This is a genomic window from Prauserella cavernicola (genome assembly GCF_016595675.1).
GTDB classification, from domain to species: Bacteria; Actinomycetota; Actinomycetes; order Mycobacteriales; family Pseudonocardiaceae; genus Prauserella_A; species Prauserella_A cavernicola.
Window position 1 is genome coordinate 798522 of the sequence record NZ_JAENJH010000001.1, and the last position, 25340, is coordinate 823861.

The 25340-nt window shown below is 73.3% G+C and carries 1 protein-coding gene; it reads right to left on the reverse strand.

Going from position 1 to position 25340, the window contains the following annotated elements; all coding sequences use genetic code 11:
* Positions 1–8: 8 nt before the first annotated feature.
* Positions 9–25322, reverse strand: a complete 25314-nt coding sequence (locus JHE00_RS03915; RefSeq protein WP_200314793.1) for a WXG100-like domain-containing protein — start codon at positions 25320–25322, stop codon at positions 9–11.
* Between the last annotated feature and the right edge of the window lie 18 nt (positions 25323–25340).

A 25340-nucleotide genomic window follows, 5' to 3' on the forward strand; every position in this document is an offset into this window, starting at 1 on the left:
ACAAGGCGTCACCTCGTCGCTCCGTACGCCAGTTCGGCGAGTTCCCGGTGCACCAGCACCCACTGGCCGTGCACCCAGGCCGACGGGTGGAACACGTGGTCGTCGAGCAACCCCAGCATGGTCCGCTCGTCGGGGTGGCCGGCGAGCGCGGAGCGGAACCGGAGCTCGGCCTCGGCCGCGTCGGCGCCGGGAACCTTGGCGTCGCGCATGGATCCGGGCTGGAACGGGTAGAGGTCGACGCCACTCCTGGTGCGATGCAATCCGTGGGCGCGGAGGAATTCCGCCACCACGGGCGACGCCAGCCGCAGCCGCGTGAGCGCACGCTCGTCCACGGTGACCTTGTCCTGGACAGTCCGCGGGTGACGGTCCGGGTCGGGATTGCCGCCGGGCACCGTCTCGGGGCGCGGACTCGTACTCCCCGCCCGGGTGCCGACCAGGGTGCCGAGCTGGTCGTCCCAGTGCTCGCTCAGGACGTCCGACAGCTCGAGGCCCCGCGCCGACACCCGTTCCCCGGTGAGCCGCAGCGCCCGGCGCAGCAGGACCGACTCGTCGCCCGGCGCCTGAACGGCGTAGTGGTGCAGTGCCAGTAACTGGCTCCTGGCGCGCGGATCCGTCAGCTGCCGGAAGGTCGCGGCGAACTCGTCGGGCAGAGCGCCGGAATCGCCGCGCACTCCGGCGGTCCAGAACGACAATGCGTTCTGGACTGTGTCGAACCGAGTCCGCTCGTCGAGGAAGGGCAGGTACTGCTCCGAGGGTGGCCGTGCGTTCACCGCGCTCACCGGGTAGGGCCCCACGCTGTTGTCGTCGTCGAGCACGATCGGACGCCCCTGACCGTCGACAATGGCGGCCACGACCTCGGGGGGACCGTCCTCTGTTTCACGGAGCAAGGTCCAGAGGTCCCCCTGAGGGGAGCGCAGCCTGCCGCCTTCGACGTACAGCGGCCTGAACCCGGCGCCGTCAGCACGCGCCACGATGGCCCTCGCGCCGGCTCCCGCGCGAGCCAGGATGCCGCTGAGTTGGTGCGTCAGGGACCTGCTCCGCCACGCCCAGCTCGACCTCGAACCGGTTCGGACGTCGTCGGCGGAGAACACGGTCTGGAACCGCACGCCGCGGACGTCGGCCATCCGGCCGAAGACCCCGGCCTCCACGCCGATCGGGCGGTCGCGGTCTCCTCTGGCGAAGCCGTCCGTAACCGGTTCCAGGCTGGTGCGCGAGTCCAGGATGCCCGGGCCTGCCAGGAAGAGCTCGGGTTCGTAGACGTAGGTCCGCTCCTGCTCGCTCAGGGGAGCGAGCCCGCCCGGTTCACCCACCGGTGCGCCGACGGTCACCTCCACCCCGTCGGCACCGGTCACACCGGAATCCCAGTGCGCGTCGAACACCGGGCCGGAGTTCAGCCGCGCCCACGTCACCGGGACGCGTCCGGCCAGGTCCTCGCGATCGCGGAACCCGAGCTCGCTGATTCGATCGTCGAGGTCCGCGAACCAGGGCCAGATGGCGTCCAGGTCGTCGGTCCCTCCCGCGAGATAGCGATGATGGGGCGTCGTCGAGAGCCGGGTGAACAACGTCCGCGCCGACTCGGCGTCAAGCCCCCGCGGCCACTGCCGGAGCAACCACGTCTCCATTTCCACGCCGTCCCGGGCCGCAGCGGTTTCGACGCCGTACAGGACATGCTTCAGTGCGTACGGATCGCCTCGCGCGGCCTCGACCATCGCCCGGAACCACGACCGCGCGGCTGGCTCGCCCAGCCCGCGGGCGAACGCGAGGATCGGCTCCGCGTCCTTCGCCGCTCTCGACACCGGAACGTCGCGGCTCCACTGGTCGGCGAGCTCCTGCTTCAGAGTGCTGCCGCGTGCCTCGGCCCTGGCTTCGGTGAGCCGCAGGGCCCGGTCCAGCAGCCTCCCGGCCGGGAGGCCCTCGGCGGCCGCCGCCCGCGCGGCGTGCTCGGCCAGTTCCACCAACCGGCTTCGCGCGCTCACCTCGGTCAGGCCCGCGAAGAGGTCGGTGAACTCCGCGGGCACGCCCACCGGGATTGCCAGCGTGCCCGCGACCAACGCGCCGGCGAGATCAGGGTGGGCCCCGATGGCGCGATAGGGCTCCGAGGGCGGCCGGGCGTTCACGGGGCTGACGAACGCGTCCCGGTTGACCAACGGGTTGCCATCAGCGTCCACGGCCAGCACCACGAGCTGCCACGGATGCGTGGCGGGGCTCGGAAACACGGGTTTGCCCTGTCGGTCGGTCGAGGTCGCCGTGATCCGCCCACCCTCGTTGAACCAGGCGACGAACTCGTACGGTGGAGTCACTCCCCGCCGGAGCGCGACGTCCGCGGCCTCGGGCCTCGTCCCGTCGGGCAGCCTGGCCACGAGTGCCTTCGCGCCAGGGCCGGCGACCTTCAGCACGCGGGACAGCCACGCCCGGTCGTCGCGCAGGCCGAGGTCCTCCAGGCTCGTCCGGCCCCGGCCGTGCCCGACGGGTGGTCCGTGCTGGATGAGCGTCTGGAACCGGGCCCCGGTGACGTCCGCGACGCGGCCGAAGACCCCGACCTCCCTGCGGTAGGGGCGGTCCAGCTCTCCGGCGTGGAAGCCGTCTTCCGTGGGGAGCAGACCGTACGCGGGCCGGTGATCGCGGCCCGGCGCTCCGGCGAGGAACCGTTCGACCGGATACTCGCCATAGGCGCCCCGCACGGCTCGCACCCCTCCGGGCTCGAGCGGCGGAACTCCCACGTTGACGTCGACTCCGTCTGCTCCGGCGACGCCGATGGCGAGCCCACTTTCCCCTGGCAGCAGGTAGGCGGCGCTGTTGCGCAGGACCCACAGTTGCGGATTCGCGGTGTCGAGCGCCTGCCGCTGGTCATCGGGCAGCGTCGCGAGATCAGCACTCGCCCTGTCCTGGAGCCGTTGGTCGAGCCGCGCCACGTCCTGCTCGGTCGCTCCCGGGGCCGGCTCGTGGTGGTCGACCGTCCGAATAGGACCAGGTGAGGTCGCAGCGTCCGCGGCGGCACCGCTCCAGTCGCGCGCCTGGCGGGCCAGCACCGTCTCCGTGGACGTCGCGGTCCAGGTCGCGGTGGATCCGATGCCGGTGATGGCGTCGGCCAGCCTGACCGGGTCGCCGTCCACCGCCGCCGCCAGCGCGCGCAGCTGCAACCGGGCGTCGCGGTCGCGCAGGCCGAGGTACAGGGTCGCGGACTCGGACACCCGCAGTGCGGCTTCGGTCGAGGACGGCGGACGCAGCACGTCCGCGAGGTCGGCGTCCGGGTGCTCGTCCCGCTGGATACCGCGCAACCTCTCCCACCAGCGAACCCGCTCATCGAGCGGCAGCGCCTCCAGCACCGCCGGCGTCGGCGGGCGGGCGCTCAGCGCTCCGCGGGGCGCTCCTGGCACGGGCACCGGCCGGGCCGCGGCGTCGGCCACCAGTACCTCGACGGTGCTCACGCCCGCGGAGCGCTCGTCATCCGGCAGGCGGTCGCTCTCGGTGCGCGCCACCGGATCGACGAAGACGACACCGCGTCGTCCGTGGTAGGCGCCGAGCACGTACGGCTCCTGCCCGTCCCCGCGCAGCGCGATCACGGCGGACGCACGCGCCCCCGCACCGGTCAGCACGGCGCGGATCGTGTCGGTGGAGGACTCGAGCAGAGCGGCTCCCTCGCCAGGCCGCAGCGACTGCCACCGGCTCCCGAACCGGTCCTCGAGTGTGCCGAACCGGTCGGCATTCAGCGTGACTGCCTGACTCGCGACGCCGTCGGTGTCGGACTCGCCGAGGATCGGCGGGGCGGCCAATGCCGGGTGCCCGTTCATCGTCCGCAGCAGCGCCAAGGTCGCGGGAAGCGGCAATCCCCCCGACGACCGCAGGGAGTCCGGCCACGACAGCGTCACCAGATCGAACGCGTCGTGCGCTGACAGTTCCGGCTCCTGCCCCGGTGCCAGCTCGCGCTGACGGGCGACCCGCTCGGCGAGGATCTCCCCCGCCAGTCGCTCGACCTCGCTGGGTTTGACCGCCCGATCGAGTGTCCCGAGCAACGCCAGTTCCCTGACCAGACCGCCGGCGAGCGGAGCGTTCGCGACGACCGCGTCGACCCCGCGCCGGGACTCGGCCCCCAGGTTCGCCACCAGCGGGGCGGCGTCCGCGCGCAGCCGATCCGCCGTGTCCGGAGTGGACGCACCGGCGAGCTGGTGCGCGATCAGCTCCAGCTGCGCCAGCCGGCCCGCGACCGCGCGGATGTCGCGAGGCGTGCGCGACCACCACCCGCCCGCGCGTGCCCCGGCCTCGGCGACGCCGTGCGCCAGCGCCCGGCCCAGCAGGCGCGGTTCGATTCCATTCGCGACCTGGACCGTGACTTCCGGGTGTCCCCGCTTGCGCTCGACGGACCCGGTCGAGAAAGCACCATCCGGCAGCTCGCTCTCGTGCACGAAGATCACCACGATCTCCTGGAAACCGACGCGGCCGACCCGGCCGGGGCGAGGAACTCGGTAGGCGTGGTCCACGAGACGTGCGGGGTGATGACCTTCCCAGGCCGACCGTACGAAACGATCGGGAGCGGCACCTCCGGTCGCCTCCGGGTCGAGTGGCACCACCAACCCGAGTTCGCCGACGGCGCGGATCACGTCGTCCTCACCGATCCGGTGGCTGCCGAAACCGCTCTCCCAGGCGGAGTTCTCCGGCGCCGGGCCCTGCTCCGCGGGAACGGCCACGACACCGTCGGCGGCGGGCCGCCCTCCCCAGTCGCCGCCGGTCGCGTTCGGGGCGGCCTGGTCGCGGATCATCGCCGTCAGCGACGGCCGGGCTCCGGCGTCGTCGACGCCTCGCCTGCCCGTGGCGTCACGATCACGGGGATCCGGGCGCACGTCGGCGTCTTTCGGCGCCGAAGGTCCGGGCGGAATCGGAGGCGGGGTCAACGGCGGGACCGGCGGTTCGGGGACCGAGTAGGACCACGGCGTCGTGTCCGGGGTGCGGTCCACCCCGAGCGCGTCGGTGAGCGCGGTGACATCTCGGTCGATCTCCGTGGCGATCTCGGCGAGCGTGCGGGAGTAGAAGAGCGCGACCTGATCGCGCAGCGGCGACAGCGGAGCGCCGTCCCAGTTGATCAGGAACCGCAACAGCTCACCGGTGAGGAACTCGCCGCGGTTGTGCCAGGCCTGGGCGGTCACTCCGGTCGCGGCGGCGCCGACCGAGACGGCGAGCTGGGTGGAGACACCCGCCACGTCGAACGGCGTGCCGTCACCGGTACGCAGCCCCGCCTGCGTGGTGCGGCGGACCATGCCCGTCGCCGCGCCGGGGCCCAGCTCGGCCAGCGCGAGCGTCCCGCGGCCCGGCACGCCGGTCGGCCCCTCGTGGTAGACGCTCACGAGCTTGCGCAGCTGGTCGGTGATCCCGGTGTAGCCCTCGGCCGCGTCGGTGGGGCTCAGCAGGATGAGCGCGTGGGTGTCGCCACCGTTGGGCAGCAACATCGACGGCATCCCCGGGATCCAGGGCAGCACCCGCACCACCATCTCCTGCCGGTGCTTCGCCTGCGCCTTCGAGCCGAGTTCGTAGGGCCCGGGACGGCCGACCTTGTCGATGAACAGGCGCAGCTCGCCGCGGCCGAGGACCCCGGCCTCCGCCAGGTGCGGGACCGCGCGGGCCAGCTCGCCGGACGCGGCGTGCTCGAGGAAGCCATCCACCAGGGAACGCGGAGACGCCTCCGTCGACTCGCTGCGCTGGAGGTACCAGTCCTGCCGCTGCGCGGGCAGCACTCCGGGAGCGCGCTCGGCCAGCCGGGCGGCTCCGCTGATCGCGCCGTGCAGTTCGCGCATCGCGAGCTGCACGGTGTCGTCCATCACCGCGGGCACCGCCGTGTCGTCGCCGATCGCCCTGAGGGCGTTCTGCGCCGTCTTCTCGGCCCCCGACCGCACCGTGATCGCCCTCGCTCCCCCGTCGAGCACCGACTGGACCACCCCGACACCGTCGCGGATGGCGTCGGCGGGTTCACCCGCCGCTGAGGACACCGCCGCGTTGGGCCCGCCGCTGCTCGCGCCCACGAGACCGGTGTTCAGCGCGAGCTGTGAGAGCGAGCGCGACCACAGCACGGCCTCGCGGTCGAGTGCGTCGGCGACCTTCCGGTCCACCTCGTCGATCAGCACGCCCGCGCTGGAGTAGCGCGGCGACTGCAGGGACACCGTTCGCCGGGGGTGGGAGAACTCCGCGTGCACGACACGCGGCGCGAAGTCCTGCCGCATCGAGGGCGAGGCCCCCACGACGATCCGCAGTTGCAGCGTTCGCAGCCGCTCCGGACGTCGGCCGGGCCGCGTCATGGTCACCTCCACGACGCGTGCGTCGCCCTCGGGGTCGCCCTCGCGGACTGCGGTCACGAGCGGATGGGCGGCGGCCGTGGTCCGCACGCGTTCGGCGACCCGCGCGGTCAGCCCGAACCGGTCGGTCGGTACCGGCGCGTCGCGTTCGGGATTCGCGGCAGCGGGCGGCTCGGGCGCGTGCGCCGTGATCTCCTTGCGGAGCCGGGTGATGATCTCGGTGGCCGAGGACAACGTGCCCAGTGCCGTGTGGGCCAGCCCGTTGAGGGTCAGCGCGCCGTCCGGTTTGTCGTAGCCGAGCTTGGCCCTGCGGGCGTCGGTCCACAACCAGCCCTTCAGCCTCGCCGCGCGCGCGGCGGCCTGGGCCGCGGCCGCCACCGCTGCGCGCTTGCCCGCGCTGCCGAGGAGCAGCTGCGAGACCGTGTCCAGCTGCCCCATGGCCTTGCCGAACGCCAGCACGATCACGGCCTCGAACGGCAGTGTCAGGTAGTTCTGCTTCAGGTACTTCCAAATGCTCGGCATGTTCCACAACGTCGAGCCCTTGTGCAGCACGCTGAGCAGTTCCTGCGACAGTGACTGCCACAGCAGCTCGTCGCTCGCGCCGGCCAGGCCCTCGGAGTAGACGATCTCGTAGGACAGCTCGGACGTGCGCCAGTCGCCGTCGACGAGCCGCTGGGTGGAGAAGTCCCGTGGGTGAGCGACGAACGCGATGTCCACGTGCTCACCGGTGCCCAGTTGCACCCGCAGCCGCTCCGCGTCGGAATCCCAGCGCACCGACCGCAGTCCGGTGATCAGCTCCCTGAAGGATCCTTCGGCGAGCAACGCGGTCGGGATCGCCCTGCCGCCCTCGCCGCGCAACGCGTTCGCCAGGTCCGTCGCCGCGTCGCCGACCCTGGCCTCGAGCCGGGCGCGCGCCCGCGGTGTTGCCACGGCGTCGCGCGACGGGGGCGCCGGCTCCGGCAGCGCCACACCGTAGCGCGCCGCGAGCGGGGTCAGCGCCGCCACGGCCGACCGCAGCTCGCCGGCCAGCCTGCTCAGCCCCGGCCCGCCGAGGCCGCCCCGCCAGGCCGCCATCAGCCTGCGCATCTCGTCGCCGGCGAGGATGCGCTTGCCCGCGAGGACGAAGTCCAGGAAGACCTTGCTGACCGTGCCGTAGCCGTAGCCGATCAGCGCCGCGTACAGACCGAGGGGATCGCCGCCGAACCCCAGGCTCGTGCCCAGGTGATAGCCGGCCGAGTTGCCCACGATGTGACCGGCCCCGGTATAGCCGCCCAGGCGGAGGAATGCACCGAACTCGTTGAGCTGCGAGATGTGCTCGGTGATCTCCGCGGTCAGCAGTTCCTGGAGCGCGGCGTCCAGATCGGACAGTGACGCGTCGCGATCGACCAGTACGACCATGCGCCCGCCCTCGACCACGGCGTCGTCCCGCCGGGCCGGACCGAGCACCTGGCCCTCCGGCAGGTCGGCCACCTCGAGCTGCAGGGTGAACCCGGGGCGCAGCAGGGCCGAGCGCCCGCTGCCCGACCACCAAGTGACCAGGAACGAGTTCTCGTCGCGCGGTTTGTCCGGCACGGCGTAGTCCTCGATGGCGTGGTCGCGGGCCGAGACTCGCAGCTCCGTGGTCGGCGTGATGACCACACGGTGGATGTTGTCGCCGGACGTACCCTGTTCGAGCGGGTCCGCGTAGTGGTTGTGCTCGAGCACCACTGCCATGCGCGAGACCTTGTGCTTGAACAGCCAGCGCGCCCTGGCGAGTCCCGGCGCGGGGTGCTCCTCCACTTTCCGGAGCCGGTCGACGAGTGCCAGCCCGTGCTCGGTCAGCCGCCCGTCGAGGCCGCGCCGCCGCACCGCCTCCGGCAGCCATCGCCTGCGCCGCTCGCTGCCGTGCACCGCCTCGTTCAGGCCCGCACCGTTGTCCCGGCCCGCGTCGTCGCCGTTGATCACGCGCCGCAACAGCTCCTCGACGTCGCGCAGTTCGGCGAGATCGCCGTCGGGGAGTGCGAACTCGTCCGCGCGCGAACCGGTGTGCCCCTGGTCGCGGAGCGCGGTGACCAGTTCCTCGTGCCGGGCGAGCAGTGTGAGCATGCGGTCGAGCAGCGCCACGTCGCCGTCGCTGAGCCGCATCCGCCGTGGCGGTCGCGGGTGGCCGGTGAACGCGCTGGGGCGATCGCCCGCCGAGACGGGCCCTGCGGCGCGCTCCGGGTACGCCAGTTCCAGGTACCGCTGGAGCACGCGGTCGGTGAGCGCCCTGCTCCGCTGCAGGTCCTGGGCTGTCCTGACCAGCTCGACCTCCAGCCGGGCGGCCAGGTGCAGGCCGTCCGCACTGTCCTCATCGGACACCCGGTGGCGGTAGCGCAGCGTACGGGCGAGGTCGGAGAGCACCGGCGTGTACTGGCGGTAGCTCTCGGCGAGCCGCCGCTCGGCTGAGGCCAGGCCAGCTCCGCCCTCCGGCTGAGCATGGCGGTCGGCGAGTTCGGCGAGCTCGTGGGCCAGTGTGTCGGCGCGCTCGGCGAGCAGTTCCAGATCAGGGACCGCGTCGCCGGTCCACAGCAGCGATTCGGTGAGCGCGGCCAGCTCGTCGCCCGCGCGTTCGTCTGCCGCGGTCAGCTCGGTGACCCGGACCGCCGCCGCGAGCTGCGGGGCCTGCTCACCGGGTGTCGTGGGCTCCGCGGCAGGCGCCGCGGCGAGCATGTCCGCGACGCGACCGGGCAGCTCGGCCAGCGCGGCCCGCAGCGGAACTCCGAGCACCGGCACCAGCGCGGCGCCGATGTCCGGCACCGGAGGTAGTAGTACCGTCGCGGCGCCGTCGAGCGTGGCGCCGTCGGCGCTCACGCGCAGGCCGGGCAGCACGAGCGCCGCCTCGGTGGCCGCCGGGTCCGCCCGCACCTCCACCTCCAGTTCGAGCCCGTCCGGCCAGCGCAGCAGCCAGCGCTTCTCGCCGGTGAGCTCGGCCGTCACCTCGGAGCGGTCGAGGAAGGCGCCGACCGTCTCGGCCAGCCCCTCGGGAACCGTGGCGCCGTCGCGCACAGGCAGGCTCGGCAGCGGCACCCGCTCGCCGGGCACAACGAGACTGGGTGGTGCGCTCGCGCCAAGCGGTTCGGGCGGAGCGGCCGGGGGTTGCGGCGGGTCCGTCCGCTGTTCGGGAACCGGACCGGGGCCGTCGTCAGGGGGCAGCACGGGCATGTGCTGCGTGCTCGTGCGCAGCAGGGTCGCCGCGCCGTGGTGCACCAGCGGCGCGTGCTCGCGCGCGTAACCACCGGCGTCGACCTCGGTGACCGCGAGTCCGAAGTGCGCGGCCAGCAGAGCGGTGAGCCCGCCCTCGAACTCACTGTCCACAGCGGAGGAACCGGCGCGCAGGGCGTCGAGTGCCGCGCTTTGGTCGCCGTGGGTCACCAGCTCCGGCACGGCAGACCACAGCGGCCTGCTGTCCACCGGCAGGTCCAGTTCCGACTCCAGCGCGGCGACCAGTCCGGCACGCAGGTCCGCGGGCGTCTCCACGCCGTGCGACTCGGCGAGCAGGGCCCGGTCGGTGGCGGGCAACGCGCGATAGAGCGCCCGGAACGTGGCGTCCGCACCGAGCGCGGTCCACTCGGTGCGCGCCACGCTGCGGTCGAGGTACCGCAGCTGCGCGGGCGTGAGCGCGTTGGGGTCGCCGACCACGCGCGCGAAGTCCTCGGCGGCGAGGTCACCGCTGAACCGCGAGCCCGGCAGCTGGGTCGCGACCCACGCGCCGTAGGCGACGCCCCAGCGGTCCACCGCGGCCGCGATCCGGTTCGCTCCCGGCCCGAGCAGATCGGGCCCGTGGTAGGCCTGTCCCACCGGCTTGTCGTAGTAATAGCGCTCGGCGACGAGCCGCACGGTCTCGTCGAACCCGGACCGGGCGACGGCGGGAACGGTCCCCGGAGGGTCCAGTGCCTCCAGCGGCGGGATCCGGGCAGGACGGGTGGCGACCGCGCCCGCGAGCCAGCCGTCCTCGACGATCGCGCGCCGCTGGTCCGCGCCGAAGATTCCGTGCCGCAGAGCCAGCTCGCCGGCGAGGCCGCGCAGCAACAGGGCGTCGCGGGTGTCCACCGGGGCGGTGATCCCGGCCTGGCGAAGCACGTCGCCGAACGCGGCCAGTTCGACCTCGGTCCGGCCGAACCCGAAGAGTCCGGCCAGCGCGGGGGCGGTTCTCGGCACCGGTCCGGCCGCAGCGGCGGACAGGGCGGATCGCAGGACCGCACCGAACTCCTGGCCGGCCGCCATCGCCTGCCGGTGCAACGCTCGCAGGTCCACCTCGTGCGCCACGGCGCGGGCGAGGTCGGCCGCGGTGAACTCCGCAGCGCGCAACGCCTCGTGCAGATCCGGCTGTTCGCTCTCCCATGCCGCGTCGGCGTCCGGGCGGACCCGCGGTGCGGCCGTCGTGTCCTCTCCCGGGGTGAGGACACCGGGTTCGGCGCCGTCGGGGGTCACCCAGTACCGGTGCACGGTTCCGTCCAGCGTGGTGACGTCCAGCCTGAGCTCGGCGTCGAGCTCCGTGGCCAGGGCGTGGGCGGCGCGCACGGGCTCCGGTAGCGCCGGGGGAACCCGCGGGGCGGGGCCGCCGACGACGAGCGCTCGCGCACGCCCGGCGTCGGCGAGCATGTCCTGTCCGGCCTCCGCTGCCTCGGCCCACTCCCGGTGGGCCCGCGCCAGCCGTGCCGGATCGCTCTTTTCGCGCGCGTCCAGCAACGCCTGGCCACGCTCGCGCACGAGTAGCGCCGCCGCCGTGGCCCTGTCCATGGCCGCCGCGGCGGCCACCACGGCGCCATCGGGGTCGGCGCGCCGGATCTCGGCTGCCACCTGCTCGACCCACGTGGCCGCCGTGCCGTGCGCCGCGACCTCGGCGGCGGTCTCGTCGAGAGAGAGCCGCACCAGCGAACCGGGTGGCAACCCTCCCGGCACCGCCCTGCGCGCGGCCAGTGCCGGGTCGTCGTGCCGGAGCAGCTCACCCAGGTCGAGGCGGGGTGCGTTTCGTTCCCGCGCCTCCAGTAGCACCCGCACGTCGTCGTCGCCGTAGCCGGTGAGCCCCAGCGCGGTCTCGACGTCCCACGGCACGCGGCGCGCGTCCCTCGCGGAAAGCTCCCTCGGTGAGGGGGCGGCGGGCCCGGGTTCGAGCGCACTCGCGTACGGCGCCAGCTCGGAGGGAACCGTGCTCAGCGCGGTCTCCGTGGGCACGTACACCTCGGCGCTGCCGCGGCGGGTACGCACACTGCCGTCCACGGTCTCACCGTCGGTGTCGAGCAGTTCCACCCTGACGGTGTGCGGCACCCGGAAGACCGCGGTCCGTCCACTGTAGCCGGTGACGCGCACTCCCTCGTCGCCGTCCCGCAGGCGACCGGACGCGTGGTCGGTGTGACCGAGGAACTCGGCTCCGGCCGGATCCTGGTCGAGCCGGAGCACTAGCCGAACCTGCTCACCGCGGTGCGGCCAGGGCCGCGGCCGTTCCAGCGCCAGGATCAAGCCATCCGTGGCCAGCCGGGCGTAGGCGGACTCCAGACTCGCCTGGCTCAGGAGCGTGTCGACCCGGTTCAGGGTGTCGAACTGCCGCGCGCGGAAGCGGCGGCTGCGGCTGAGCGGGCCGTGGTCTGCGGGGTCTCCGTCGGGGACGTGGCTCGCGGCCGGGACGACACCGCGCCCGGCGAGCACGCTCAACACGAGCTCCCGCAGCGGACCGGCACCGTCGGCCCGCGCGGTGGAGCCGACGGGACGTGCGGTGTGCAGCGACCTGGCGACGACGGGAGTGTCGCTGCCGGCGGCGGTGACGAGATGGTCGGCGGGATACGACGGCGCGCGTACCGCCGGGTCGGCGACAGGGGCGCCGCGCACCAGTCCGCCCTCGCCCACCGCGTCGGCGGCGACGGGCAGCCCGTAGTGGTACGCGTCGGACTGGGCCATGCGCGTGACGAGCGACCCGCCCACCTCGACGCTGTTCAGTTCCACCCCACCCTCGGTGAACAGGGTCAGCTGGTGCACCACACCCGGTTCGTCCCCGCCCCACCGGTGCACCTGCGTCGGGCCCTGCCGTGCCTCGACCGACACCGATCCGTCTGCACCGAAGTCCACGCGGTCCGTCCGGACCCCGCTGTCCGGCGCGCCCAGCGGCTCGACCCGGTCGCGGCGCACGGTCGCCGTGTGCCGCACGACGAACCGGTCGCCGTCGTCGGTGCGACCGGAGAACACGTGGCCAGCCTCGCCCGCGACCGCGCGGTGCAGGACCTCCTCGATCCGCCCCGCGTACTCGGTGACCTGCCTGCCGCCCGCGCCGTCGAGCGAGTACCCGGATTCGGCGAGCAGCGTCCACAGTGCGTCCGCGAAATCCTCGCGCCCGCCCAGGTCGAGCACCCGCAGATGGGGCAGGGCGTACGCGGGCGCGGCCTCGTCCTCGGGCAGGCGCACGCTCGGAACGCCGGTCCCGGCCGGGACCTCGCGGATGGCGAGCAGCAACGTGGCACCGGTTCCGAGCGAGGCTCCCGAGAAGATCACCGGCGCCGCGAAGTCCCCGGTCCCGGAGTCGCGTTCGGACACCTCGATCGCGACCGTCACCTCGGCGGGCTCGCCGGGCCGCCCCGCCTCCACCGCGATCCCGGCGGTGCCGAGCAGGCGGCCTGGTTCCGCCCGCAGTGGGGCCGCCGCGTCCGGCTCCGCGTCGAGGCGCACCGGCAACGGCTCACCGAGCCTCAGCCGTACCCGGAAGTCCCGGGGGCGTGCTCCGCCGAGTGACCACACGTCACCGTCGGCCGAGGCCACCTGGGCGAACCGCCCGGCCAGCCGTTCCCGCAGCCACGGCACGGTGATCGTGTCGTCGGCGGAGCGGCCGGCGAGGTGTGCCGCGAGCTCTGGCACGAACGGCACCTGCTCCATCGGCGTGGCGGTGACCAGTGCGAGCCGCTCCCCCGGATCCACCGTGGTCGGCGCGGCAGCCGGTTCCACAGTGGACTCTTCGAGCTCGGCGGCGCCGTCGCTGGGCACGGCGGGCAGGGCCACGACCGGATCCAGGTCGGGGTCGCGCGCCTGGAACGCCCTCCCGAGCCAGTCGGGGTGCGCCTCGACGAGCACGCGCCGGGAGCCCGCCGTGTAGCGCCCGTGCAGGTACGCGTCCCCGGCGAGCGCGCGCAACCGCTCGAGCCCGCCCCGGTCGAGCGCGGCCGGGATCCCCGCGCCCGCGAGCAGTTCGGTGAAGCGGGTGAGCGCACCGGAGTCGAAGCCGAAGAGTCGCGCGACGGCGTTCAGGTCCACGTCGGGCTTCTCGGCACCATCGATGTCCGGTGCGCGTTCGGCGGCGAGATCCGCTCCGGCGGGCAGGGCCAGCACGAACCGCTCGCCGCGCTCGGCCGCGAGTTCGGCGGCGAGCCGGAAGCCGGAACCGAAGCGCTGGTGCAGCACGCGCAGGTCGACCTCTGCCGCGACCAGCGCGTACAGGTCGACCCCGGCCAGGTCCCGCAGTGCCCGCTGGAACGAACGGTCGGCGTCGGCGACGGACGCGACCTCGGCGGGTTCGCCTTTCGCGGTGAGCCTGTGCAGTGCGTCGGGCAGCGCGCCGGCCGACACCGACCGCACCGCCATGCCCGTGAGCAGCATCCGGTGTCCGGGATCCTCGGGAAGAGGCGGCAGCACGACCTCCACCACGTCGTCCACCACCCTGGCGAACACCCCGCCGGTCCCGGAACCGATCCGGAACCGGACCGGACCGGCGACGCCACCGCCGAAGTCGAACCGCCAGCCGTCGCCGACCCGCTCGGTGTCGACCGGCTGGCGGGCGAGCACGTCCTCCAGCGTGGCGTCCAGCGCCTCCGCGTCCGTTGTGGTGGGTCCGTCGTAGTGCACGAACGGACCGTCCAGGCGTGCGGGGGCCGGTTCGGGCCGCACCGGCCCGGTGCCTCGGTCAGGGAAGACGGTGGCCACGTCGACCAGCTGCCCATCGGAGGCGGAACCGGGCGGCAAGGGCCCGGCGCCTCGGTCAGGGAACACGGTCGCCACGTCCACCAACGGTCCACCGCCATCGGCTGTCCCGGCGTCCGAGGGCGAGCCGTCCTCGGACACCGGCGGCGCCACGGCGGCGCCCGGCCCCCGCAGTTCCAGAGGTGGCCGCGGAACACGCCCCGCGAGCCGGTCCGGGCGTCCGGGAGACAGATCCACCGGCGGCGACTCGTCAGCCTTCCACTCCATCGGTGGCCGCGGAATACGCCTCGCGAGCCGGTCCGGATACGCCGGACCGAGATCCACCGGCGACGACTCCGGCTGTTCGGGCTCCCGTGGTGGCAGCGCGGGTGTGTCCGACTCCGGCAGGGTCGGCGCGTCGCCGGTGCCCCGGAACGAGTCTGCGAACGGGACGCCGTCCGGTCCGATCCAGCGGCGCCTCGGCGTACCGCTGTCGACACTGTCGACGACGCCGGCGACGCGCAGTTCGGCGAGCACCCCGCGCGCGATGTCCACCGGGTCGAAGCGCAGGTGCCCGATCCACCGCCCAGGGCCGGGCACGAGGTCGTGGGCCGCGCCGGTGCGCTCGTTGATCAGTTCCTGGGCTCGCACCGCCGTCTCGTGCACCGCCTCGGCGCGCGCCCGCCAGGGTGCCCAGTCCGCCGTCGCGTCGCCGAGACGGCGCCTCGCGTCCGTGGGATCGCCCAGTGCCGCCTGCCGCGCGGCCGCCAACTCGTCCCTGGCGTCGCCGAGCTCCAGCATCGAGGCGCGCAGCTCGCTGAGCCGCGCCCTGGCGTGCTCGAGCTCCGGCGGCCTCGCGCTCCGAGGCGTTACGGCACGCAGCGCCGACAGTGCCTCGTCGGTCTCCAGCAACAGGCGGCCCACCGCGGACATTTCCGCCTGCTGCGCGTCGTCGGTGAACACGACCAGCGGATGCTTGCCGACCTGCTCCCGCACCAGTCGCGCGACGGTCACGTACGGACGATCGGGAGAATAGCCGGGATCCGCGACGGCCTGCCGGAGCAGGTCGGCAACGGCGAACCGCGGCGCGCGGCGCAGCGTCCGGCGCAACGCCTTCGGCACGGCTTCGCCCCCGCGAGGGTCGGCGAGCACCGCCTGCTCCTCGGGCGTCCTGGGCGAGCGCACCCGCTGATCAAGGACCTGGGGGACGACCTCCGCCCGGGTCTTGAAGTAGACATCCCCAGTGACGACCGCCGTGCGGGTCTCCAGCGGGCGCACTGTCGGCTGCCACGACACGGTGAGCGCGTGCTCGGCCCGCGCCGACCACATGGCTGTTTTCGCACCGATGAGCATGTGGTGGTCGACGCGGCGGCCGCCGGTCTGGGTGTTGGACTGCCCACCCGAGAAGCTCAACTTGCCGGTCGCCGAGGGGTCGAGCGCCCCGCCGAGCCCTGCCGCACCGGTTCCGAGGCCGATCGGATCCTCTGCGGACGGACCGATCAGGCCCGCCGCGGTGGCGCTCGCGCTCATGCCCCGCCGGGTGTTCTGGATGGACCGGGTCTGTTCGCCGATGCCACCCAGCGACTCTGCTCCCTCGGCGCCCTCCCAGCGTTCGACCCTGACATCGAACAGGCGCGTGCTCAGCGACACGGTCACGGTGCCGCCGGGCACGGCGTCGAGAACCACGGGAACAGCGCCGTCGGCGCCGTTCATCGACGCGAAGTAGGCCTGGAGCACCATGGGCCCCAGCGCGTCGCTGATCCTCGCCCGGTGCCGCCAGACCCGGTGACCGAGCATGTCGGTCTGCCCGAGCATGCGCAGCGCCTCGTCGACGAGGCGCTCCCGCTCCACGAAGATCGCTCTGACGTCGCCCGGCGTGAGCGCCCCCTCCCGCAGTCTGCGGAAGTCGAGCGGGCGCGGCTCGGCCGGAGTCGCGTCGCTCACCGCCCTGGCCGGGTACTCCAGGACGAGGTCCGCGCCGAGAACACTCTCGAACGCATCATCGGGCTCCCGGCCCCACAGCCACCTCGCGGCAGTGGAGATGACGCTGGTCGCCGACCCGGCGGGTCCGCTGATCCCGACACCGTAGGCGGGTTCGACCCGGACCGAGGCAGTGAGGTCGAGCCGGGCACGGATCCGGTTGTGACCCGACCAGTCGAACTCACCGGAGAGGTGGGTCCGCTGCTGTGCCGTCGTCGCATCGTCCTGGTGGGAGCGGCTGGCGATCGCGCCCCCGGAAAGGTCCGCACCGACCGCGTCGAGCGGACCGGTCTCGTCCGTGAACTGCCCGGGCAGGTCGAAGCCGATGTCGCGCGAACGGGTCGCCGTGACACTGCTCATGAGGTGCTTGTGCCCCTCGATACCGATGCCGTCCTGCTTACCGATCACCTCGGGAGTTCCGAGCCGGGCGCTCAGCCGCACCACCAGGTTCTCGGTCCAGAGCTTGCCCCGCACGGGCAGTACGAGTTCGAGCCCACCGGAGAGCATCGAGTCGATGGTGGCCGTGCGGCCGAGGCTCACGACGTAGGACTCGAGCACGTCGACCAGGCCGGGCTGCCGGTCCAGCAGCCCCGGCTTCGCCTGGTCAACGAGTCCGCGCAGCCACGCCAGCGCATCGGCGTCGGGCGCGAACCGGACTCCGGCGTTGGCACCGAGCCCCTTCTCTCCGGGTCTGGTCAGCTGCGGTGGCGGCGCTGCGTCGCGGATCTCCTCGGGTGCCTCGGGATACCGGGTCGTCAGGCGGGCCAGCTCCTGCCGGTATTCGAAACCCGCCACGACCGGATCCAGCGTGGCGGCCGTGGCGGCGCCGGGCACCAGGCGGGGATCCGCCTCCGGATACGTCCCCAGGATCGCATCGAGCACCGGCCACAGGTTCCGCGCCGCCACGAGGTCCCGTTCGTCGGTGACCAGCCGAAGTGCGGCCTTCGCCAGAACAGCACGGTCGAGGTCCCGGTCCCCGCTGCTCCAGGCACCGAGGGCGTCGGCAACCTCGGCCGCGGGCATCGGGAGCATGCCGCGGCCGTAGAGCTCCAACGCGTCGACCACCGGCAACGCGTATACCGCCGTCAACGGCACCTCGACGGCGTGTCCGGAGTCGACGGTCACGACGCCCTCGGTCGTGAACACGTGCACGTCGTCCACCGGCCCGTCCCGGTCGCTCTGCGAGGTGACGCCGAGCGAGCTGGCGAACGAAGAGCCCCGCCCCAGTACGCCCGCCTCCTGGGTGCCGGGGTTGCCTCCGAGTTTCTCCGCGGTGGAGGCGAGACTCACGCCGATGCCCGCGGTCGTACCGCGGCCCGACCCAGCGCCTGTCTCCGACAGAAGTGCGGTGACAGTGAGCACGTCGGGTGCCTTGCCGACCCAGGTCGGCGGGCCCGGTTCACCGCGCAGGACGATCCGCCCCGAGTTACGCAGGAACGGCGCGGACGTGCCGTAGCCGGAACCGAAGACCCTGGGCAGGTGGGACAGCAGGTCCGCGTACCCACCGAACTGCTGCAGCACGGGTTCGCTGACCGGAGGCGAGATCTGGGGCGTATCGGTCGGCGAGCCGAGCAGGTTCCACGATTCCGCCTGCCCGCGCCGCGACAGGCCCTCGCCGACCACCGTGCGGATGGCGTCCTGCACAGCGCCCGCGTCGGAGACGTGCAGCGGGACCGCGCGTTCCAGGACCTCCGTGCTCGTCGGCGTACCCGACGGGACCGGATCGCCGGTGGTCAGCCCGTGGCTCAGGAGCGCTTCGACCCGCGTCTCGCCCGCCTGCCGACGGAACAGCTCCTTGTCGCCGTCCCGCACGACGACCTCGAAGGACACCGGCACACTGAACCGCGCACCGGTGCCCCGGTCGTTCCACAGCGTGTACCAGCCCGCGCCGTGGCGCGCGCTCAGGCTCGGTTGCACCGTGCCGTCGCCCGCGGCGGACGGTGCGACGTCGACGGTGTTGAACGCCGTACCCCCGCCGCTGAGCTCGCCGCGCCCAGCGGCGGTGTACGAGCTGGACCCTGTCGTCACCTCGGAGCCGAACATCAGGTTGACGAGATGGTGCTGGTCGCTCGCGCCCCGGTACACCGCGGCTCCGGTGTCCACAGTGGCCTCGACCGAGAGGGTGACGCCGCGCCAGCCTCTCGCCGAGAGCTTGTCGCGCTTCCACAGGGTGAACGACTTGCCGGTCTGGGCCGCCTCGTTGAGCCACACGGCGATGCTCGCGTCCGACAGCTGGTCCTCGAGCCACAGCCGCGATTCGTGCCGGGAGTCGATGGCACCGCGATGAGCCCGCGACACCAGCGCTCCGCGATCGCCGGAGCCACCGCGGTTGTCGAAGATGCCGCGGTTGTCGAAGATGCCGCGGTTGTCCAGCACCACCGTGCCGTTGCTGGGATCCAGCCTGGTGACATAGCCGTTCTCGACCGCCCAGTCCAGCACGGTCGCCCTGAGGTCCGACCCGTCGAGGGACTCCGGCAGCACGTGCGCCGGTCCGATCCCGACCCCGAGGAAGGGCGGGAACCGGGCGGCATCGCCGTTGTGCCCGCTCGGGACGGGCAGGGCACGCACCCGCTCGACGACGATCGGTCCCCCGGGGGTATCCCTGTGCTCGGTGAGCCTCGCACCGTCGGTGCCGGTGAGGAAGGCATCCTCCGGAACGGGCAGCCCCCAGTGCGCGGCGGACTCCTCGGCAACGCGCAGTTGGAGCTCACCCGAGAACGATCGCGGAAGAGCCCTGGCCGGCTCCTCGACCGGCCGGACGGTGACCGACGAGCGATACGGCAGCCGGTACACCAGGGTGTTGCCGGTGTAGCGATGGTCCCGCAGCAGCAACGTGTCCCGATCGACGCCGAGCGCTATCGTCCGGGTGCGGCTGACGAGGCCGGACACCGTGGTCGTGATCAAATCGGTCAGCTTCAGCCCGCCGAGCAGTGCGACCGAAGCATGGTCGGAGAACGTCTTCGCCCCGCTGTAGCCGGAATTGACCCTGTTGTCGGTGCTCAGGTACGGCTCGCGCATCGGCGCGCTCTGCAGCGTCGCGTCCTCCGTAGCGAGCTCGATGTCGACGTGCACGACGTGGGTCAGCCTCGCTCCCACCCGGATCGGGATCTCCACCGTCCCGCCTTCGGCGGCCGCTGTGCGCAGCCGGGACTGCAGGTTGTGCAGCTCGGTCCGGACGCTGTCGTGGACGGTGCTGCCTGGCCGGAGTTCGGGCTCGCTCAGCACCAGCTCGGACATCACCGCATCGGCGATGTCGTCGAGTCCGCTCATGCCGTACACGTGCCCGCCCGGTACCCGCGGGTCCCGGCGGTCCGGCGGGCTGGTCGCCACCCGGCCGGGCGGCGGACGGAGGAACCCGTCGCCCGACCACACTGTCAGTTCGGCGGTTCTCCCCGGCCCCACCGGCTCCCACGCGCCACCGGGGTCCCGCATGGACAACTCCCACCGCACGGGCACCCCGACGAGTGTGGCGCTCTCGTGCCGCAGGTGGTTGAAGTCGATGGAACCGCCGGCCGCGGTGCCTGCCCGGCCGCCGGCCGCCCAAGTGGTCGACTTTCCGACCTGGACGGTCAAGCCCGCCGAGACAGGAGCCAGCTGCCTGCTCACCGGGTCGGTGAGCTCGTCCACGTTCGCCTTGCCCTGCTGCTGATGAGCGAACTGCCTGGTCCGGGTGGCACCGTCGGCGCGCGTCGGAAGCTGCTTGTGAGCGAGTTCGGCGGCAACGAGGTCGGTCGGCACGATCCGCGGCGGGCCAATGGGTACCGGCCGGAACCGGAACTCCGTACCGCCGAACACGAGGATCACACCGTCCGGCGAGACCAGCCGGTCGAACCTGCCTCGAAGCACCTGGTCCAGGGATTCGGCGGTGACCTTCTCGGTGACGCCCCGCGCGGTCAGCTCCGCGACCAGCCCGGCCACGCCCGGCAACGGGCCCTGCGGCAGTCCGGTCTGCAACAACAGCTCCGGTGGGCGACCGGCCACCTCCTCGGCCGTGGGAGCGGAGGACTTCGCGCTGTCGTCAGGGACACGCTCACCGCCGGGCGTGCCCTGGGGTTCGTGCCCGGTGTGAAACTCCATCCCCGCGTGCGCAAGGGGGCCTGGCCTGGGCAGGACGTCGCCGGGCTGGAGCCGGTCGCGGCGGTGCCGCTGCAACGCGATGTCGGTCTCGACATCGGTCCGGGAAGGCAGGCGAACCGACCCGGATCCCCGCGGCGTGTTCACCACGGACTCGCCAGCGCCGTGACGCGCCAGCAAGGTCCCGGTCGTCTCGAGCCGAAGCGAGAACGTCTGCCTGCCGAGGCCGACGTGCCGCCAGCGCGTCGTCAGGCCCGGATCGCCGTCCGCCCAGCCGTCGTGGATCAGCCCGACCGAGCCGTACCCGCGGCGCGCCAGCAGGTCCAGCACCGCCTGCGCGTCGCGCGCGTAGGTCGCGTGGTCCGGCAGCCCGATGGCATAACCGTCGCCCTCCGGGAGCACGATCGCGTCACCCGCCGCCTCCCGGACCGTGTCCGCGAGGTGCCGCGCGTGCGCGTCGCCGTCGCTGCCGCGGCCGTCGGCGGCGGGCAGGTGCGGCGGCGCCCCGCCGAGGTCGAACGTCTTGCGCACGAAACCCTCGTACCGGGGAGCACGGGTGACGTAGCCGCCTTCTCCAGAGCGGCCCGGCGCGTGGACGGGACTCTGCGCGACGTCCTGCACCGTGGCCTGAACGTACTGATAGGACAGCGTGCCGTCCTGCCATGCCTGGTGCAGCCGGATCGCCAGTGCCGCCTCCGTGCCGCCGCGACTCAGCATCGCCACGAGCACGGACTGGACGTAGCGCGGATGGCCCTGCTCGTAACGGTTCGGGTCGGTGCCCAGCCCGTCGCGCGAGCCCAGGCTCGCGGCGGGGCCTTTCACCTCGACGACGCGGTAGCCGACCGCGTTGCCGTCGGCGTCGCGTTGCTCGTAGACGAGGTCGAACCGGCCCGCCCCCGCCAGCGGGATGTCCACGGGCACCAGGGTGTGGGCCCGCGGCAGCTCCCGCTCGGCGAGGTGCATGGCGTGCGCTCCGGCGACGTTGCCGAGTTGCTCGCCGATGTCGCGGCGAACCCGGTTGAAGCCGCTGCGATCGTGCTCGTCCTGCCTGGCGGTCCCGAACGGGCGCAGCGCCGGCCGCGCCTTGCCCGACGACAGCGCGGCCGCGTCGGCCACGGCGTCCTGGATCCGCGGCCGGTTGGCGGCCAGCCAGTCGGCCTCGTCGATCCCGTACCGCGTTCCCTCCGCCTCGACGCCGCTGTCCGGAAACGAGTCGCGCCCGCCCCGGACGGGGTCCCCGAGATACTCGGCGGAGAGTGCCGGGATGTCGGTGTTCTTGACGCGGTACAGGCCGTCCGAACCGCGTTCGATCATGGGCACCTCGTGACCGAGGTACGTCGGGCGGCCGACCCGCCGTTGGATGACGTGCGGCGGATTCTGGTTCGGCCGCTTGTAGTAGCGCTGGTACAGATCCTCGGCGACCCGCCGGTCGGTGCCGTTCAACGCCGACAGCAGACTCTCATGCGCTTCGCTCTCCGGGATCTCCTGGTGTCCGTCCCCCTGGCTCCGCGCCGGTGACCCTCCGGTGTAGTACTCGACACCGGGGTTGCGGCCCAGTGGGCCCGATGTCCGGCGAACCGGCTCGCCATCCTCGCGGAAGGCCGCCTGCTCCTGTCGCCACCGCTGCCGTGCGATCTCGGTGTCCGCGTCGGCCTTGAGGACCTCGGCTCCCTCGGGCAGGCGCACCTGCCGGGCGAGCTCCGGTTCCGGCACCGCCGAGAGCAGGATCCGCCGGCGCTCTGGTCCACCACCTTCGGCCCCGTTGCGCGCGGTGCGCGACTCCGGGGTCTCCAGTCGCAGCGAGAAGCTTCGCTCTCCTGTCACTGGAGGCCGCCACGTGGTGGACAGTCCCGGATCGCCGTCCGCCCAGCCCGCGCGCAACGGCGCCTCGGCACGGTAGCCCCGTTCGACAAGCCCGTTCATCGCCGCCTTGGCGTCGGCGGCGAAGGTGGCACTGTCCGGCAGCCGCACCACGTAACCGTCGCCGTCGGGGAGCACGAGCGCATCGGGCACCGACTCGCGGACCGTGTCGACGAGGTGCCGCGCGCCCGGGTCATGGGCGAGGCGCACCGCACCGTCGGCCAGCTCACCTTTGCCTGCGACGGCTTCGTGCAGCGCGGTCAGTCCCGCCCGCAGCGCCTCGTCGGTGCCGGTGACCGGCACCTCGACGACGGCCAGTTCGCGCTGACGCTCGATCCCGTCGAGCACACGGGTGCGTGGCGGATGCACGCGGCCCGCGCCGGGAGCGAGAGCGTCCTGTACCGCGACGGCGACATCCACCGTCACAGTGGGAAAGCGCACCCGGACCGAGCCCTCGGCGGGTTCCACGCGCACGCCGTCCCGCTCGGGACCGAGCGTTTCCAGGACGTCCGCGACCCGCTCGGCCGCGCTCGCGGCATCACCCGGACCCGTATCCGAACCGGTGTGGACGTCGAGCGGAACGGGCGTGAGATCCGCGGAGCCGGGGACGCTCTCGCCCAGGTGCACGAGCACCTGGTCCAGCAGTGCGCCGGTAGCGTCGGGGAACGCGGAGATCACCACCTCGGCGGGCCGAGTCTGGCTCCATTCGCCGCCGTGGCTGGCGAAGTCGCCAGCGCGGACCACGGCCTCGCCGCGTTCCAGCCCGCCCTCGGTGGAGGTGTCGACCGTGAACTCCACCGTGGTGCGCACGCCGGGTCCGTAGTTGAGGGTCACGGTGCCGTCGTCCACGGTGACGAACCCGTACTCGGTCAGCCCGCTCAGCTGCGCCGCGAGCGCGCGGCGGGCGACCTTCTCGTTGCGCGGAACGAACTCGGTGCTGTCCTCGGTCTCCAGGCGGGTCCGCTCGCCCGTGCGGACCTCGTCCGGCGTCGCGCCGTCTCTGCTCGCGTCCGGGGTGCCCCTGGTCGCATCCGCCTGCCCGGCGTCCTCGATTACCCCGGGAGCCTCCTGCCCGGACGACACACCCTCCGCCTCGGCATCGGACACCGCGGCGTCCGCAGGGCTTGCCGCGGTCGCGTCCGGAGCACCCGGCTCCGGCGGGGTCGCCTCCCCGGGCGTGTCCCCGGGTGCCTCCCCGATCGCCTCCCGTGTTCCGCCATCCAGCGGAACACGGTCCACCGTGGTGTCCGGCGGCGCATCCGCCGCGGCGTGCGACGACGCGGGCTCTCTCGCCACCTCCGGTACCGAGTCCGGCTGCGGAACAGCCGCGGTCTCGCGGTCCGCGGTGGAACCGGCCGTCGTGCGCGGCGACGTGGGTCCCTCCACCGCCGGGCCGCCTTCGGCGACGGCGTCGGCCGCACCGGTGCGCTGCTCGCCGAGGACAGCGCCCTCCGGCTGCCGCGGTGCGCCGGGTTCCGCGGGACGGGACGCGGGTGCGGACAGCGTCGCCCTTCCCGCGCCGCCCGGCTTCGCCGCGGCTTCTGACCCTCCGGCGCTTCCGAGCGTCTGGCCGGCTGCCGTCGCGGGCGCCGCTGCGCGCGCTCCCGCGGCCGCCTCCACGGCCGCCGCCTGTGCCGCGACGTCGGTGCCACCGATGAACCCCACCGGAACCGAGGGCGGCCGCCACCCGAGGTAGCTGAACTCGCTCCAGTTGAGGCGCAGGGTGGACAACTCGCCGTGCGTCTCGATGACCCGTTCCCACGCGCCACCGATCGCGCCGCCCAGCGCGGCCTTCCCGATGTCCTCCACCGTCCACGGCGCGTTCACGTCACCGCGGCTGGACCGGACCGGAAGCTGGTAGTCAAGGGTGGGATCGAACGCCATCGTGAGCAGCCTGCCGCCGGAGTCTCCGAGCACACCGCCGATCGCGCCGGTCGCCATGTAGCCGCTGGTCCGGCTCGCCATGCCCATCGGAGCCGCGCTGAGCGCACCACCCACTCCCGCGGTCACCGTGGAGCCCAGCCGGTAGTCGTAGCCGTCGATGCCCCACATGCCCAGAGGCAGGCCGCTCTGGGCGACGACATCGGCGCCGGCCGCGATGGCACCGCTGAACGCCGCGTACCCGACCATGCGGCGGCCGAGCAGCCCAACCGGGTTCACACCGCTGCGCGCCGCCTGCGCCACGGCATCGTCCACAACGGACCGGGCGGCGGGCGAGAGCAATGCCGTGCCACGGGTGCCGCCCTTGGCCCCGGCGTTCATGGCGAACTGCCGGGCGAGCTCCCGGCGAACCGCGGCTCCGCGCAGCTCCCGCAGCACGCTGCGGTCGGCTCCGTCCCTGATCGCCTGCCTGCGCGCCACCTGCTGCGCGTTGTGCGCCCACAGGCGTGACGCGGGGCCGCTCAGCGCACGCTGTATCGCCCCGGCACCCGCCGGGGCCGGGGTCCGCCTCGCCGCCGCACCCGCCGCCGCGCCTGCCAGGTCGAGACCCGCCTGCTGCGCGGCGCGCTGCGCCACGGAGTTGCGACCGGCGGTCAGACCCGCCCGGCCCGCGGCGCCGAGTCCGGCGCGTAGCTGCGACAGCGCGACCTTGAAGCCCACCGCGCGCAGCGCGGCGAGCGCCGCCCTCATCGCGATCCTGATGCCGACACTGCTGGCGGTGATCGCGGGCCCGATGGCGAGCAGCGTGGCCCCGAAGGTCGGGATCGCCGCGGCGATCAGGACGATCACCTCGACCATCATGATGAACACGTTGGCCAGGAACATCCCCTTGGCGAGCACGACCTGCTGGTAGAACTCCTGAACTCCGCGCGACAGGTTCTGCTGGGTGTCGAGCAGGTCAAAGGTCGCCTTCGCGAACTCGGCCATCCGCAGGCCCAGCTCCATCGCGGCGCCGTCGCCCTGCCAGCTGAGCTGGATCCCGGAGGCCACGCCGTTCGCGTTCTCCATGACCGCGGCGGTGGCCTCGGCCTCGGCCGCCCATGCCTCGTAGAGCTGTTGGAGATTGTCCTCGTCGACCCTCGGGTACTCCCCCAGGATCACGTCGAACAGGGTCGAGGCGTTGACCGGAATCGGGAACCCGGCCCCGATCGTCGCTGATCCCGCGGCGGACATCGCCGCCAGAGCGCCCGCGTTCTCGGCGTACCAGTCGTTGAACTCCGCGATGTAACCGTCGACCTCGCGGAAGAAGTCCTGGACGGCCCAGACCGCGTCGTCGCTCCACGCCATCGGTTCCCCCTACCGATC